The sequence below is a fragment of the Rhodanobacter sp. OR87 genome (genome assembly GCF_000473345.1).
GTDB lineage: Bacteria > Pseudomonadota > Gammaproteobacteria > Xanthomonadales > Rhodanobacteraceae > Rhodanobacter > Rhodanobacter denitrificans.
In genome coordinates this window covers 118049-132577 of the sequence record NZ_AXBJ01000004.1, presented here as the reverse complement: position 1 = coordinate 132577, position 14529 = coordinate 118049, and the positions used below count along the sequence as shown (strand labels likewise).

Here is a 14529-nt window from a genome sequence, read left to right as displayed (position 1 = left end):
GCATGAGCACGCCCCACCTCGACGCCAGGCCCGGCGACATCGCCGACACCGTATTGCTGCCGGGCGACCCGCTGCGCGCAAGGCACATCGCGCGCGAGTTCCTCGATGGCGTGGTCGAGGTCAACACCCGCCGCAACATGCTCGGTTACAGCGGCCGTTACCGCGGCATGCGGGTGTCGGTGATCGGCAGCGGCATGGGCATTCCGTCCTGCGCGATCTACGCCACCGAACTGGCGCGGGTCTTCGGCGTGCGCCGGATCGTGCGCGTGGGCACTTGCGGCGGCGTCGGCGACGTCGCGCTCGGCGACCTGCTGCTGGCGCAGGCGGCATCGACCGACTCGAACTTCAACCGACTGCAGTTCGGTGGCCACGAGCTGGCCGCGTGCGCCGATTTCGGCCTGATGCGTGCGGCCGTCGACACCGCCGCCGCGCAGCGCGTGGAGCTGCGCGTGGCCGGCGTGTTCAGCACCGACTGCTTCCACGGCGGCGACCCGCAGCTGCTCGCGCGGCTGCTGGCGCACCGCATCCGCGGAGTCGAGATGGAATCGGCCGGGCTCTACGGCGTGGCCATGCGCGAAGGTTTCCAGGCGCTGTCCGTGCTGACCGTCAGCGACCACCTGCAGCACGACGCGCACATGCCGCCGACGCAGCGCGAGCAGGGCCTGGCGCGGATGACCGCGCTGGTGCTGGACAGCCTGCTGCCGGCAGGGAGTTGAGTTTCGGCCGGCGCGCCGTCGCGCTCAGTCCGGGCGATCGCCGGACGAACACAGCGCCGCGACCTGCGGGTAGCCCGCGAATGACGCCTGCGGCGAACAGCCCGGGCAATCCGGATTGCGCGGCAGCCGCGTCTTGTGGAACTGCATGCCCAGCGCATCGATGCTGAGCAACTGGCCGACCAGCGAATCGCCCAGGCCCAGGATCAGCTTCAGCGCCTCGGTCGCCTGCAGCAGGCCGACGATGCCGGGAAGTACGCCAAGCACTCCCGCCTCGCTGCAATTGGGCGCGTCGGCCGCGGACGGCGGCAACGGAAACAGGCAGCGGTAGCACGGCGAATCGTCGCGGCGCGGATCGAACACGCCGAGCTGCCCGCTGAAGCGCTCCACCGCGCCGTAGATCATCGGCAGCTTCAGGCGCAGCGAGGCACAAGCCAGCAGGTAGCGGGTGGGAAAGTTGTCGGTGCCGTCGAGCATCAGGTCGTGGCCGGCCAGCAGCCGCTCCACGTTGCCGGCGTCCAGCCGTTCGGTTCGCGTCTCGACGCGGATGCGCGGGTTCAGCGCCTGCAGCGTCATCCGCGCCGACTCGGTCTTGGCCATGCCCACGCGCGCATCGGCGTGGACGACTTGCCGGTGCAGGTTCGAGCGCTCCACCGTGTCGTTGTCGATCAGGGTGAGCTGGCCGACGCCCGCGGCGGCGAGATACAGCGCCGCCGGCGAGCCCAGCCCGCCGGCGCCCACGATCGCCACTCTGGCCGCGCCCAGGCGGGCCTGCCCGCGCTCGCCGACCGGCGCCAGCTGCAGCTGACGTGCATAGCGCTCGGCGGCATCCGGGTCGAGCGTGCCGGCGGCGATGGGCAGGCCTTCGGCTTTCCAGCGCGCGAACCCGCCGGCGACCGAGCTCACCTGACGGTAGCCGAGGCGTTGCAGCGATTCGGCGGCGAGCAGCGAGCGTTGCCCGGAGGCGCACAGCAGCAGCACGGGGCGTTCGCGATCGCCCTGCACGTCTTCGATGCGCAGCTCGAGATGGCCGCGCGACAGGCCCAGCGCATGGGCGGGCAGGCCGCCGGCGCGCTCGGCGTCTTCGCGCACGTCGATCAGCAGCGCGCCCAGGGCCTGTTGCGCCAGCGCCTGCGCCGGGGAAACCTCCGGTATGCGCCGGCGCAGCTGTTCCAGCCAGGAGTCGCGGTTGGTCGGGACGCTCATGGCGGAAGTCTGTGCGCGGGGAGAAGGGTATGCAAGCCGGCGCCCGGAGCGCGGCGGAGCCGTGGCCCGGCTCAGCAGAACTGCAGCACGTTGCCTTCGCGGTCGAAGGCGGCGAATTCGGCCACGCGGCCGTTGTTGATCGCGTTGACCATGAAGCGCAGCGGCTGCGCGGCTTCGTCGGTGCCCGGGGCCACGCCGGCGCGACCGGACAGGCTGGCGACGCACACGATGTCCCACGGCAGGCCGGTGGTTGCGGACTCCTCCACCAGCGCGGCGAAGCTGGCGACTTCCTCCGGCGCCTTGTCCACGCACAGGCTGGGCGACAGGTGGCCGCCTTCTCCCCGCGCCGCGCGTTTGCGCTGCGCGTCGGTGGCCGCCTCCGGCAATTCGACGCGTGCGAAGACGAACAGCAGCCGTTGTGGCTCGGGCTGTCGGCGGCTCGCGTCGAGCAGATCCTGGAAGCTGGTCAGCGCCATGGTGGTCACGGTCTCCCGGAGTGGATGGGCAAATTAGCATGCGCTGCGCGTGCCGGCGCCGCGGTCGTGACAACGTGCCGCACGCCGGTTTGACTCCGGTCAATCGTGCCTGCGTGCCGACACGCTAACGTGAGTTGTGCGTAAACTGATGCCGATGCGGCACCCGCTTGCGGCAGCGGCCACGTCGGCCGCCCGCGACGTGGCCGAAGGACCGCCGGATCGGCAGGTTCGCTAATCGAAATGGAGCGGCAGTGCAGACCCTGGTTGACCATCATGGACGCTCATTTCCCTACCTGCGCCTGTCGTTGACCGAGGCGTGCAATTATCGCTGCGCGTATTGCCTGCCCGACGGCTACCAGGCGAACGGCCGGCCCGTCTTCCTCGTCCTCGAGGAAATCCGGCGGCTGGTGCGCGGGTTTGCCGCGCTGGGCATGAGCAAGATCCGCCTGACCGGCGGCGAGCCCAGCCTGCGCAAGGACCTGCCGGCGATCATCGCCGCCGTGGCCGCGGTGCCCGGCATCCGCCGGATCGCGCTGACCACCAACGGCTGCCGCCTGCCGCGGCTGGTGCGCGGCTGGCGCGAGGCGGGGCTGACCGCGCTCAATGTCAGCCTCGACAGCCTCGATGCCGCGCGTTACCTGGACATCACCGGACACGACCGTTTCGCCGAGGTCACCGAGGGCATCGAGCAGGCGCTTGCGCTGGGCTTCGAGGCGGTGAAGATCAACGCGGTACTGCTGCGCGGGCGCAACGACGACGAGCTTCCCGCCTGGCTGGACTACCTGCGCGAGCGCGATGTCGCGCTGCGCTTCATCGAGCTGATGCAAACCGGCGAGAACCGCGAGTTCTTCGAGCGCCACCACCTGCGCGCCGAGGGCTTGCAGCGGCAGTTGCTGGCCGACGGCTGGGTGTTGCGACCGCGCGCGGCGGACGCCGGGCCGGCGCTCGAATATGCGCATCCGGACTATCGCGGCCGCATTGGCGTGATCGCGCCGTATGCCCGCGATTTCTGCGCCGGCTGCAATCGCCTGCGGGTCACCGCGCGCGGCGACCTGCGCCTGTGCCTGTTCGGCAATTTCGGCGTTTCGTTGCGGCCGCTGTTGCAGTCCGACGACGACCACGACGCGCTGGTGGCGCACATCGCCACCCAGCTCGGCCTGAAGGCCGCCGGCCACGGCCTGCATCAGGGACTGACCGGCATCACGCCGCACCTGGCCTCGATCGGAGGATGACCTTGCCCGCCACCGAACACGTCGCCGCCTTCCACATGGCGGACATCCGCGACAAGCGCCCGACCCGCCGCCGCGCCGTGGCGGTGGGCGAGTTGCAGGCCGGTCCGGTGGCCTGGCCGCTGATCGTCGAGCGCCGCCTGCCCAAGGGCGATGCGCTGGTGATGGCGGAAGTGGCCGGGCTGCAGGGCGCCAAGCAGGCTTCGGCACTGATGCCGCTGTGCCACCCGCTGCCGCTGGAGCTGGTGCGCGTGCACTGCGAGCCGGTGGCCGAGCGACTGGCGATCCGGGTCTATTGCGAGGTGGCGACCGAGGCGCGCACCGGGGTGGAGATGGAGGCGCTGGCCGGCGTCAACGCCGCGCTGCTGACGCTGTACGACCTGAGCAAGCCGGTCGAGCCGGCGCTGGCGATCGGCGGCATCCGGCTGCTGTTCAAGGAGGGCGGCAAGAGCGGCCTGTGGCGGCACCCGGAAGGCATGAGCGAGGCGGAGCAGGCGCACTACCGCCCGCGCGACATCGCGCGCCTGCAGGGCGTGCCATGCGCCGTGGTCACGCTCAGCGACCGCGCGCACGAGGGCAGCTACGAGGATCGCTCCGGCCCGCTGCTGGTGGAAGGCCTGCGCCAGCTGGGCGCGCAGGTGGACCACGTCGAGGTGCTGCCCGATGGCGTGCAGCCGCTGGCCGCGCACCTGCGCGCGCTGGCCGAGGCGCAGGTGCGCCTGTGCCTGTGCACCGGCGGCACCGGATTGGGTCCGCGCGACCTCACGCCCGAGGCACTGGCGCAGGTGGCCGATCGCCGGGTCGACGGGCTGGCCGAGATGCTGCGCAGCGAGAGCGCGCGGCATACGCCGCTGGCATGGCTGAGTCGGGCCGAGGCGGTGCAGGTGGGACGCATGCTGGTGCTGGCGATGCCGGGCAGCCCGCGGGCGGCAGGCCAGGGCCTGGCGATCGTGGGGCCGCTGCTGGCGCATGCGCTGGCCATGATGAACGGCGAGGGCCACCCGTGATCGGCTACCACGATGCGCTGATGCTCATCCTCGAGTGCACGCGCCGGTTGCCGGAGCGTCCATGCCCCGTCGACCAGGCGCTGGGTCGGGTGCTGGCCCGGCCGGTGAGCAGCCCCGCCGCGTTGCCGCCGTTCGACAATGCCGCGATGGACGGCTTCGCCCTGCATGCCGGCCAGGCCCGGCTGCCGGCCGGCAGCGAGCATGCCGTGATGGGCGCGCAGGCGGCTGGCGACGCCCTGGCGCAGGCCGACGGCGGCGCCTGGGAGATCATGACCGGCGCGCGCATGCCCGCCGGGATGGACACGGTGGTGCCGGTGGAGCAGGTCGAGATCGTCGAGCAGGCGGGCGACGGCCGGCCGCGGCGCATCCGCTTGAGCATCGACGTCGAGGCCGGTCGGCATGTGCGCCGCTGCGGCGAGGACGTGCCGCTCGATGCCGAGGTGATACCGGCGGGCGAGCTGCTGCAGGCGCAACACCTGGCGCTGCTGGCTGCGCTGGGCATCGCCGAGGTGCCGGTCGTGCGGCGCCCGCGCGTGGCCATCATCTGCACCGGCCGGGAACTGGTGGACGATCCCGGTCAGCCGCTGCAGAGCGGGCAGATCCGCAACAGCAACGGCCCGTTCCTGGCCGTGCGCCTCGTCGCCGCCGGCGCGCAGGTGGTGTATCGGCAGACGGTGGGGGACGATCTGTCGGCCTTCGTGCGCGCGCTGGGCGAGGCGCTGCACGCCGGGGCCACCGTCGTGCTCAGTACCGGCGCGGTGTCGATGGGGCGCCATGATTTCGTGCCCGAGGCGCTGCGCGGGCTCGGTGCGCGGATCCATTTCCACAAGCTGCGGATTCGCCCGGGCAAGCCCTTGCTGTTTGCCAGTTTGCCGGATGGCGCGTTGTTCTTCGGGCTGCCCGGGAACCCGGTGTCCAGCGCGGTGGGCCTGCGCTTCTTCGTCGAGCCGGCCCTGCGCGGCATGCTCGGCCTGCCGCCGGAGCGCCCGCTGCGGTTGCCGTTGCGGCAGCGCTTCGAGCAGCGCGCGCCGCTGCGCTGCTTCCTCAAGGGCAAGCTGGCGCTGGCGGCCGACGGACGCTTGCAGGCCGTGCTGCTGGACGGGCAGGAGTCGTTCCGGATCCGGCCGCTGCTCGACACCGGCGGTTGGGTGGTGCTGGCCGAGGATGCGCAGGTGCGCGAACCGGGCAGCATGGTCGAGGTTTACGCGCTGGGGCACTTGCAGCCGCTGGCGATCGGGAGCGAGGCATGAAGGTCGAAGTCAGCCTGTTCGGCGCGTTCCGCGATTACGAGCCGGCTGCGGCGGTGACGCTGGAGGTGCCCGCGGGCGCGCGCGTGGCCGACCTGCGCAGCGCGCTGGCGGCGCACGGCCGCGCGCATTGGCCGGGATTCAGGGAAGGTTTGCTGATGCGCTCGGCCTTCGCCAGCCAGACCTGCGTGCTGGGCGAGCAGGAGCACTTGCCCGAAAGCGGGCCGGTCGTGGTGCTGCCGCCGGTCGGTGGAGGTTGAGATGGGCAATTTCTTGCGCAGAATCGTGGACGTCGAACACGAGTGCATCGATCCGGCCGCCGCGCTGGAGTTCGTCGCCGATCCGGCCTTCGGCGGGTTCGCCATGTTCGTCGGCCGGGTGCGCGAGCAGAACCAGGGACGGGCGGTCACCGGCGTCAGCTACGACGTGTTCGAGCAGCTGGCGCTGGTGGGCTTCGACGACATCATGCGGCGTGCGCAAGAGCAGTTCGGGCCGCGCCTGAAGATCTATCTGGCCCATGCCCGCGGGCGGCTCGGCATCGGCGACGTCGCGGTGGTCGTGGCGGTGGGCACGCCGCACCGCGACGAGGCGTTCCGCGCCTGCCGCCAGGTCATCGAGGCGGTCAAGCACGGCAGCCCGATCTGGAAGCAGGAGCACTACGTGGACGGCAGCAGCGAGTGGAGCGAAGGCTGCTCGCTGTGCGAGCCACACGAACAGGACAGCCGGGCGGAGTCGCGACATGACGGCCACGCGCACGGCTGAGCCGGTGGCCGCGTTCGACGGCGTGGTGCTTGCCGGCGGCCGATCCTCGCGCATGGGCACCGACAAGGCCGGCCTGCCGTGGCGCGGCCGCCCGCTGCTGCAGCACGTGCGCGGGCTGCTGGAACAGGCCGGCGCGCAACGCGTGCTGATTTGCGGTCCCGGCCCCGATGCGCAGAGCCTGCCCGACCGGCAGCCCGGCCTGGGGCCGCTCGGCGGCCTGCTCACGCTGGCGCAGACCCAGCCGGATGGCGTCTACCTGATACTGCCGGTGGACATGCCGCGGCTGACGAGCGGGCTGCTGCGGCGGCTGGTCGGCGCACTCACGGATGCCGAAGAAGTGTCCTGCGCGATGTTCGCCGGGCACATGCTGCCGCTGTGCCTGCGCCTGGACGGAACCACGCGCGCGGCGATCGGCGAGGTTGCCGATCGGGCGCCGCGCATGCGTTCGCTGCACGCCCTGCATGCCCGGTTGCGCAGCGTGGAACTGGCCGTGACCGACGACGAGCGCCGCTGCCTGGCCAATTGCAACACACCCGAAGAGTGGAAGGAGGTGCAGCCGTGAAGTTGCAGATCGATGGCCAGCAATGGCGCTTGCGGATCGACGAGGACGAGCTCGCGCGCCTGCGCGACGGCCGGGCGCTGGACAGCGTGAGCTGCCTTCCCGACGGCGCCGCATTCGGCTTTTCGCTGGCGCTGCTGCCCGTGGCGCAGGCCGAGCTGCGGCGGCGCGGCGACAGCTGGTCGTTCGGCCTACCGCTCGAGCGCGTGGAGGCGTACGTGCAGCAATTGCCGTGCAAAAAGGGGCTGGAATTCGTGCTGCCGGCCGGCGCCGCGGCCGAGTGGCGGCTGCTGTTCGAGGTGGACGTGCGCGACAGCGTGAGTCGCCGCGGCGCGCCGCAGCGCCCGCGCTGAGGAAGCCGCTGCGGCAAGGCGTCGCAGCGTGGCCGCGCCGACGGCCTGCGACGGACGGGGGGAATGCCGTGCTCGCGATGCCAGCACAGGTGTGGTAACAGTTGCGGCGGAACTTGCGGACAGGTCGCGCCGATCCAGTCGAATCCGTACCAATCTGGTCGTGATTTCGCACTCTTGATCGGCATCAATTTGACGGCGGCATCACTCGCCTAGGCTCCGGTCATCGGGTTGCTGGAAGTGATGCGCAAGCGCTGCTGACACGACGACGCCACAGACTGCCAAGAGGGCTTTGCATGAGTTACTTCCTTGACCGGCTGCAGTTCTTCAAGCGCAGCTCAGAGACGTTTTCAGCGGGCCACGGCATCACCCGCACGGACAACCGGGACTGGGAAAATGGCTATCGCGCCCGCTGGCAGCACGACAAGATCGTGCGCTCCACCCACGGCGTGAACTGCACCGGCTCGTGCAGCTGGAAGATCTACGTCAAGAACGGCCTGGTGACCTGGGAAACCCAGCAGACCGACTATCCGCGCACGCGGCCGGACCTGCCCAACCACGAGCCGCGCGGCTGCCCGCGCGGGGCCAGCTATTCCTGGTACCTGTACAGCGCCAACCGGCTGAAGTACCCGCTGGTGCGCGGCGCGCTGCTGCGCCTGTGGCGCGAGGCGCGCAAGACGATGGCGCCGGTCGAGGCGTGGGCCAGCATCGTCGGCGACCCGGCCAGCGCGAAGTCGTACAAGAGCAAGCGCGGCATGGGCGGCTTCGTGCGCGTGCGCTGGGACGAGGCCAACGAGATCATCGCCGCGTCCAACCTGCACACGGTGAAGAAGCACGGCCCCGACCGGGTGATCGGCTTCTCGCCGATCCCGGCGATGTCGATGATTTCCTACGCGTCGGGCGCACGCTACCTGTCGCTGCTGGGCGGCGCCTGCCTGTCGTTCTACGACTGGTACTGCGACCTGCCGCCGTCCTCGCCGCAGGTGTGGGGCGAGCAGACCGACGTGCCCGAATCGGCCGACTGGTACAACAGCCGCTACATCATCGCGTGGGGTTCCAACGTGCCGCAGACGCGCACGCCCGACGCGCACTTCTTCACCGAGGCCCGCTACAACGGCACCAAGACGGTGGCGATCACGCCCGACTATGCCGAAGTCGCCAAGCTCACCGACCACTGGCTGCACCCCAAGCAGGGCACCGACGCCGCCTTGGCGTTCGCCTTCGGCCACGTGATCCTGAAGGAGTTCCACGTCGACAACCCGGCGGAATACTTCATCGACTACTGCCGCCAGTACACCGACATGCCGCTGCTGGTGCGGCTGGAGCGGCGTGCCGACGGCCGCCTGGTGGCGGGGCGTTTCCTGCGCGCGAGCGACCTCGGCGGCCTGGGCGAATCGAACAACCCCGAGTGGAAGACGCTGGCGCTGGACGAGCACAGCGGCGAAATCACCGTGCCCAACGGCTCGGTCGGCTTCCGCTGGGGCGAGCAGGGCAAGTGGAACGTCGAGGAGAAGGACAGCCAGGGCCGGGCGACCCGCCTGCGGCTGTCGCTCAAGGACGCCAACGACGGCATCGAGGCGGTCAGCTTCCCCTACTTCGGCGGCATCGAGCACGATCGCTGGACCGCCTCCAAGTTCGAGGACATCCTCGAGCGCAACGTGCCGGTGCGCCGCCTGCAGCTGGCCGACGGCAAGCAGTGGGAGGTGGCCACCGTCTACGACCTGCTGCTGGCGCACTACGGCGTCGACCGCGGCTTCGGCGGCGCCAACGTGGCGTCGAGCTACGACGACAACGTGCCGGGCACGCCGGCGTGGCAGGAGAAGATCACCGGCGTGTCGCGCGCCGAAGTGGTGGAAATCGCGCGCGAATTCGCCGGCACCGCGGCCAAGACCCGCGGCCGCAGCATGATCATCGTCGGCGCCGGCATGAACCACTGGTTCCACAACGACATGAACTACCGCGGCCTGATCAACATGCTGATGATGTGCGGCTGCATCGGCCAGACCGGCGGTGGTTGGGCGCACTACGTGGGGCAGGAAAAACTGCGCCCGCAGACCGGTTGGCAGCCGCTGGCGTTCGGTCTGGACTGGAGCCGCCCGCCGCGGCAGATGAACGGCACCTCGTTCTTCTACTTCATGTCCGACCAGTGGCGCTACGAAAAGCTGGAGATGAAGGAGATCCTGTCGCCGCTGGCCGACCCGGCCCGCTTCACCGGCAGCCAGGCCGACCTCAACCTGCAGGCGATCCGCATGGGTTGGCTGCCCAGTGCGCCACAGCTGGACCGCAATCCGCTGGAGATCGTCAAGGCCGCCGAACAGGCCGGCCGTTCGCCCTCCGAGTACGTGGTCGAGCAGTTGCAGCAGGGCAAGCTGGATTTCGCCTACGCCGATCCCGATGCCCCGCAGAACTTCCCGCGCGTGCTGTTCATCTGGCGCTCGAACCTGCTCGGTTCCTCCGGCAAGGGTCACGAGTACATGCTGCGGCACCTGCTGGGTACGCGGCATGGCCTGCAGGGCAAGGATCTCGGCGAGCGCGGCGCGGTCAAGCCCGAGGAAGTGAAGTGGCGCGACGAGGCGCCGGAAGGCAAGCTCGACCTGCTGGTGACGCTGGACTTCCGCATGTGCACGACGGCGCTGTACTCGGACATCGTGCTGCCGACGGCGACCTGGTACGAGAAGAACGACCTCAACACCTCCGACATGCACCCGTTCATCCACCCGCTGTCCAAGGCGGTCGATCCGGCGTGGGAGTCGCGCAGCGACTGGGACATCTTCAAGGGCATCGCCAGGTCGGTCAGCGAGATGGCGCCCGGCGTGCTGGGGGTGGAAAAGGACCTGGTGCTGGTACCGACCCTGCACGACACGCCCGGCGAGCTGGCCATGCCGTTCGGCGTCACCGACTGGAAGAAGGGCCAGTGCGAGCCGATTCCCGGCAAGACCATGCCGTCGATCGCCGTGGTCGAACGCGACTACCCCAACCTGTACAAGAAGTTCACCTCGCTCGGGCCGCTGCTGGACAAGCTCGGCAACGGCGGCAAGGGCATGCAGTGGGATACGCGCGACGAGGTCGATTTCCTCGGCAAGCTCAACCACACGGTGACCGAGCAGGGCGTCAGCCACGGACGGCCGCGCATCGAAACCGCGATCGACGCTTGCGAGGTGGTGCTGCACCTGGCACCGGAGACCAACGGCCATGTCGCGGTCAAGGCATGGGAGTCGCTGGGCACGTTCACCGGGCGCGAGCACACCCACCTGGCGCGCGGCAAGGAACACGAGGCGATCCGCTTCCGTGACATCCAGGCGCAGCCGCGCAAGATCATTTCCTCGCCGATCTGGTCGGGCCTGGAGGACGAGCACGTCAGCTACAACGCCTGCTACACCAACGTGCACGAGCTGATCCCGTGGCGCACCGTCAGCGGCCGCCAGCAGTTCTACCAGGACCACGAGTGGATGGTCGCCTTCGGCGAGGGCTTCATGAGCTACCGCCCGCCGGTCGACACCAAGACCATCGAGCCGCTGCACAACAAGCGCGGCAACGGCCACCGCGAGATCGTGCTGAACTGGATCACCCCGCACCAGAAGTGGGGCATCCACAGCACCTACAGCGACAACCTGCTGATGCAGACCCTGTCGCGCGGCGGCCCGATCGTGTGGATCAGCGAGGACGATGCGCGCGAGGCCGGCATCGAGGACAACGACTGGATCGAGCTGTTCAACGTCAACGGTGCGATCGCCGCGCGCGCGGTGGTCAGCCAGCGCGTGATGCCGGGGATGGCGATGATGTACCACGCGCAGGAACGCATCATCAACATGCCCGGTTCGGAAATCACCGGCACCCGCGGTGGCATCCACAACTCGGTCACCCGCGTGGTGCTCAAGCCGACCCACATGATCGGCGGCTATGCGCAGCTGGCCTGGGGCTTCAACTATTACGGCACCTGCGGCACCAACCGCGACGAGTTCGTGATCGTGCGCAAGATGGACAAGGTCGACTGGCTGGACGGCGAGTCGGGCTCTGCAAGCCCGAGCTTGGCGAATGCCAAGGAGGTGGTGTGATGAAAGTCCGTGCCCAGATCGCGATGGTGCTGAACCTGGACAAGTGCATCGGCTGCCACACCTGCTCGATCACCTGCAAGAACGTGTGGACCAGCCGCGAAGGCGTCGAGTACGCCTGGTTCAACAACGTCGAAACCAAGCCCGGCATCGGCTACCCGAAGGAGTGGGAAAACCAGGACAAGTGGAACGGCGGCTGGGTGCGCACAGGCAAGGGCAAGCTGGTGCCGCGCGCTGGCGGACGCTGGCGCATGCTGTCGAAGATCTTCGCCAACCCCGACCTGCCGCAGATCGACGACTACTACGAGCCGTTCACCTTCGACTACCAGCACCTGCACCAGGCGCCGGAAGGCCAGCACCAGCCCACTGCGCGCCCGCGTTCGCTGATCAGCGGCGAGCGCATGCAGAAAATCGAATGGGGGCCGAACTGGGAGGAAATCCTCGGCACCGAATTCGCCAAGCGCGCCAAGGACCGCAACTTCGACAACGTGCAGAAAGAGATCTACAGCGCGTTCGAGAAGACCTTCATGATGTACCTGCCGCGCCTGTGCGAGCACTGCCTCAACCCGGCGTGCGTGTCGGCGTGTCCCTCTGGCGCGATCTACAAGCGCGAGGAAGACGGCATCGTGCTGATCGACCAGGACAAGTGCCGCGGCTGGCGCATGTGCGTGTCGGCCTGCCCGTACAAGAAGATCTACTACAACTGGAAAAGCGGCAAGTCGGAAAAGTGCACCTTCTGCTACCCGCGCATCGAGATGGGCGAGCCGACCGTGTGCTCGGAAACCTGCGTCGGGCGCATCCGCTACCTCGGCGTGATGCTGTACGACGCCGACCGCATCCAGCAGGCGGCCTCGGTGCCGGCCGAGAAGGACCTGTACCAGGCGCATCTGGACATCTTCCTCGACCCGTTCGATCCGGCGGTGATCGAAGCCGCACGCAAGGAAGGCATCCCCGACAGCTGGCTGGAGGCGGCCAAGGGTTCGCCGGTCTACAAGCTGGCGATCGAGTGGAAATTGGCGCTGCCGCTGCACCCGGAATACCGCACCTTGCCGATGGTGTGGTACGTGCCGCCGCTGTCGCCGATCCAGTCCGCCGCCGAACGCGGCCGCGTGGGCATGAACGGCGAGCTGCCGGATGTCGCCTCGCTGCGCATCCCGCTGCGCTACCTCGCCAACCTGCTGTCGGCCGGCGACGAGGCGCCGGTGGTGCGCGCGCTGGAGCGGATGATGGCGATGCGCGCGTGGCGCCGCGCGCGCAATGTCGACGGCATCGAGGACCTGGCCGTGCTGAAGCAGGCCGGCCTGAGCGTGGCACAGGCCGAGGACATGTACCGCTACCTCGCCATCGCCAACTACGAGGACCGCTTCGTCATCCCCACCGGGCACCGCGAATACGCCAACGACGCCTTCGGCGAGCGCGGCGGCTGCGGCTTCAGCTTCGGCAACGGCTGCAGCGGCGACAGCCCGGCCGACCTGTTCAGCGAGCGCAAGATCACCACCTTCGCGGTGCAGCCGGTGCGCAAGGAAAAAGACGGGGTCGCGCCATGAGCCTGCTGAAACTGATCGGCGTGCTGCTGGATTACCCCGACGACGAGCTGTGGCGGCATGGCGACGAACTGCTCGACGCCGCCGCCGACCCGGCGTTGCCGGCGGCGCGGCGCAAGGCGCTGACGGGCTTCCTGCAGGGCCTGCTCGACAGCGACCCGTTGACCGCGCAGGACGCCTGGCTGCAGACCTTCGACCGCGGCCGCTCGATGAGCCTGCTGCTGTTCGAGCACATCCATGGCGAATCGCGCGACCGCGGCCAGGCGATGGTCGACCTGATCGAAGCCTACCGCAAGCAGGGCTTCGAACTGGCCGCGAAGGAGCTGCCCGATTACCTGCCGCTGCTGCTGGAATTCCTGGCGCAGCGCCCGCCGGCCGAGGTGCGCGACTGGCTCGGCCACATCAGCCACATCGTCGGCATGCTCGCGGCGCGTGCCGGCGAGCGCGGCAGCCCTAGCCAGGTGCTGTTCGAGCTTTTGCTGGAATTGGCCGACGGCAAGGTCGACCTGGCCGTGCTGCGCCAGCGCGCCAGCGAGGAGGCACGCGACGACACCGCCGAGGCGATGGATCGGTTGTGGGAGGAGGAAGCGGTCCGTTTCGGCGCCGAGGCGCCTGACGACAGCTGCCGGCCGAACACACTCCGGCCCTCGCCATCCACTGCCGCCCCGCAGGTGCAGCCATGAACTATCTCGACCAATTCGCCTTCCAGTTGTACCCGTACATCGCCATGGCGGTGTTCTTCATCGGCAGCTGGGCGCGCTTCGATCGTGCCATGTACACCTGGCGCACCGGCTCCAGCCAGTTGCTGTCCAGTCGCGGCATGCGGCTGGGCAGCAACCTGTTCCACGTCGGCATCCTGGTCGTGCTCGGCGGCCATCTGGTCGGCCTGCTGACGCCGCATTCGGTGTACACGATCTTCATCACTGCACCGCAGAAGCAGCTGCTGGCGATGCTGGTCGGCGGCGTGTTCGGCGTGATCTGCCTGGCGGGTCTACTGATCCTCTTGGCGCGCCGGCTGTTCAACCCGCGGGTGCGTGCCACCGGCACCGTCGGCGACAGCGTGATCCTGGTGCTGCTGCTGCTGCAGCTGCTGCTCGGCCTGTACACCATCGTGCTTTCCAGCCATCACATGGACGGCAGCGTGATGATCGCGCTGGCCGAGTGGGCGCAGCACATCGTCACCTTCCGCTGGGGCGCGGCAAGTTACGTGATCGGCGTGGACTGGGTCTACAAGGCGCACATCTTCCTCGGCATGACGCTGTTCCTGGTGGCGCCGTTCACGCGGCTGGTGCACGTATGGAGCATCCCGGTCAGCTACCTGTGGCGGCCCTACCAGGTGGTGCGCCGGCGCCAGGCGACGTTGCGCTACGGAGCGAGGGACTGA

General features: G+C 69.3%; 14 protein-coding genes. 12 read left to right on the top strand and 2 right to left on the bottom strand.

Features of this window, described 5'->3' with window-relative positions; genetic code table 11:
- The first annotated feature begins 2 nt into the window (after nucleotides 1-2).
- Complete coding sequence (gene deoD / locus RHOOR87_RS0105235) at nucleotides 3-716, top strand: purine-nucleoside phosphorylase (protein WP_015448444.1); 714 nt, start codon at nucleotides 3-5, stop codon at nucleotides 714-716.
- A 24-nt stretch (nucleotides 717-740) separates the two neighbouring features.
- Here the strand turns inward: deoD and moeB are convergent, their stop codons facing one another.
- Complete coding sequence (gene moeB, locus RHOOR87_RS0105230; protein ID WP_015448443.1) at nucleotides 741-1919, bottom strand: molybdopterin-synthase adenylyltransferase MoeB; 1179 nt, start codon at nucleotides 1917-1919, stop codon at nucleotides 741-743.
- 71 nt (nucleotides 1920-1990) lie between these two features.
- Nucleotides 1991-2395, bottom strand: a complete 405-nt coding sequence (locus RHOOR87_RS0105225; RefSeq protein WP_015448442.1) for a hypothetical protein — start codon at nucleotides 2393-2395, stop codon at nucleotides 1991-1993.
- A 251-nt stretch (nucleotides 2396-2646) separates the two neighbouring features.
- On the opposite strand from RHOOR87_RS0105225, the gene moaA reads away from it, so the two are divergent.
- The 11 genes from moaA to narI all read left to right on the top strand — a co-directional run bounded on the left by moaA (nucleotide 2647) and on the right by narI (nucleotide 14529).
- Nucleotides 2647-3627, top strand: a complete 981-nt coding sequence (gene moaA, locus RHOOR87_RS0105220; protein ID WP_027484436.1) for a GTP 3',8-cyclase MoaA — start codon at nucleotides 2647-2649, stop codon at nucleotides 3625-3627.
- Nucleotides 3624-4631 (top strand): bifunctional molybdenum cofactor biosynthesis protein MoaC/MoaB, encoded by a 1008-nt coding sequence (gene moaCB, locus RHOOR87_RS0105215; protein WP_015448440.1) that lies wholly within the window; start codon nucleotides 3624-3626, stop codon nucleotides 4629-4631. Before moaA ends, moaCB begins: the two co-directional genes overlap by 4 nt.
- Nucleotides 4628-5881 carry a molybdopterin molybdotransferase MoeA gene (locus tag RHOOR87_RS0105210; protein WP_027484435.1) on the top strand — a complete coding sequence of 418 codons (1254 nt, stop codon included), beginning with the start codon at nucleotides 4628-4630 and terminating at the stop codon, nucleotides 5879-5881. The genes moaCB and RHOOR87_RS0105210 overlap by 4 nt, the downstream gene beginning before the upstream one ends.
- Nucleotides 5878-6138: a MoaD/ThiS family protein gene (locus tag RHOOR87_RS0105205; RefSeq protein WP_015448438.1), complete on the top strand. Its 261-nt coding sequence runs from the start codon at nucleotides 5878-5880 to the stop codon at nucleotides 6136-6138. Before RHOOR87_RS0105210 ends, RHOOR87_RS0105205 begins: the two co-directional genes overlap by 4 nt.
- Before the next feature lies 1 nt (nucleotide 6139).
- Entirely contained in the window at nucleotides 6140-6640 is a 501-nt protein-coding gene (locus RHOOR87_RS0105200) for a molybdenum cofactor biosynthesis protein MoaE (RefSeq protein ID WP_027484434.1), read from the top strand.
- Nucleotides 6618-7202, top strand: coding sequence for a molybdenum cofactor guanylyltransferase (locus tag RHOOR87_RS0105195; protein WP_007507553.1), 585 nt, complete (start codon nucleotides 6618-6620; stop codon nucleotides 7200-7202). The genes RHOOR87_RS0105200 and RHOOR87_RS0105195 overlap by 23 nt, the downstream gene beginning before the upstream one ends.
- The gene (locus RHOOR87_RS0105190) at nucleotides 7199-7552 is read left to right on the top strand and encodes a hypothetical protein (RefSeq protein ID WP_007507554.1); all 354 of its coding nucleotides are present in this window, start codon (nucleotides 7199-7201) and stop codon (nucleotides 7550-7552) included. Before RHOOR87_RS0105195 ends, RHOOR87_RS0105190 begins: the two co-directional genes overlap by 4 nt.
- Nucleotides 7553-7845: 293 nt before the next feature.
- Entirely contained in the window at nucleotides 7846-11604 is a 3759-nt protein-coding gene (locus RHOOR87_RS0105185; RefSeq protein ID WP_027484433.1) for a nitrate reductase subunit alpha, read from the top strand.
- Entirely contained in the window at nucleotides 11604-13148 is a 1545-nt protein-coding gene (gene narH / locus RHOOR87_RS0105180) for a nitrate reductase subunit beta (protein ID WP_007507556.1), read from the top strand. Before RHOOR87_RS0105185 ends, narH begins: the two co-directional genes overlap by 1 nt.
- Complete coding sequence (gene narJ / locus RHOOR87_RS0105175; protein ID WP_015448433.1) at nucleotides 13145-13828, top strand: nitrate reductase molybdenum cofactor assembly chaperone; 684 nt, start codon at nucleotides 13145-13147, stop codon at nucleotides 13826-13828. The genes narH and narJ overlap by 4 nt, the downstream gene beginning before the upstream one ends.
- The gene (gene narI, locus RHOOR87_RS0105170) at nucleotides 13825-14529 is read left to right on the top strand and encodes a respiratory nitrate reductase subunit gamma (RefSeq protein WP_015448432.1); all 705 of its coding nucleotides are present in this window, start codon (nucleotides 13825-13827) and stop codon (nucleotides 14527-14529) included. The genes narJ and narI overlap by 4 nt, the downstream gene beginning before the upstream one ends.

Excerpts from the sequence above, each read along its gene's own strand:
- deoD (WP_015448444.1), top strand. The coding sequence starts at position 3 with ATGAGCACGCCCCACCTCGACGCCAGGCCCGGCGACATCGCCGACACC.
- narJ (WP_015448433.1), top strand. The coding sequence starts at position 13,145 with ATGAGCCTGCTGAAACTGATCGGCGTGCTGCTGGATTACCCCGACGAC.
- RHOOR87_RS0105195 (WP_007507553.1), top strand. The coding sequence starts at position 6,618 with ATGACGGCCACGCGCACGGCTGAGCCGGTGGCCGCGTTCGACGGCGTG.
- moaCB (WP_015448440.1), top strand. The coding sequence starts at position 3,624 with ATGACCTTGCCCGCCACCGAACACGTCGCCGCCTTCCACATGGCGGAC.
- narH (WP_007507556.1), top strand. The coding sequence starts at position 11,604 with ATGAAAGTCCGTGCCCAGATCGCGATGGTGCTGAACCTGGACAAGTGC.
- moeB (WP_015448443.1), bottom strand. The coding sequence starts at position 1,919 with ATGAGCGTCCCGACCAACCGCGACTCCTGGCTGGAACAGCTGCGCCGG.
- narI (WP_015448432.1), top strand. The coding sequence starts at position 13,825 with ATGAACTATCTCGACCAATTCGCCTTCCAGTTGTACCCGTACATCGCC.
- RHOOR87_RS0105225 (WP_015448442.1), bottom strand. The coding sequence starts at position 2,395 with ATGGCGCTGACCAGCTTCCAGGATCTGCTCGACGCGAGCCGCCGACAG.
- RHOOR87_RS0105205 (WP_015448438.1), top strand. The coding sequence starts at position 5,878 with ATGAAGGTCGAAGTCAGCCTGTTCGGCGCGTTCCGCGATTACGAGCCG.
- RHOOR87_RS0105185 (WP_027484433.1), top strand. The coding sequence starts at position 7,846 with ATGAGTTACTTCCTTGACCGGCTGCAGTTCTTCAAGCGCAGCTCAGAG.
- RHOOR87_RS0105200 (WP_027484434.1), top strand. The coding sequence starts at position 6,140 with ATGGGCAATTTCTTGCGCAGAATCGTGGACGTCGAACACGAGTGCATC.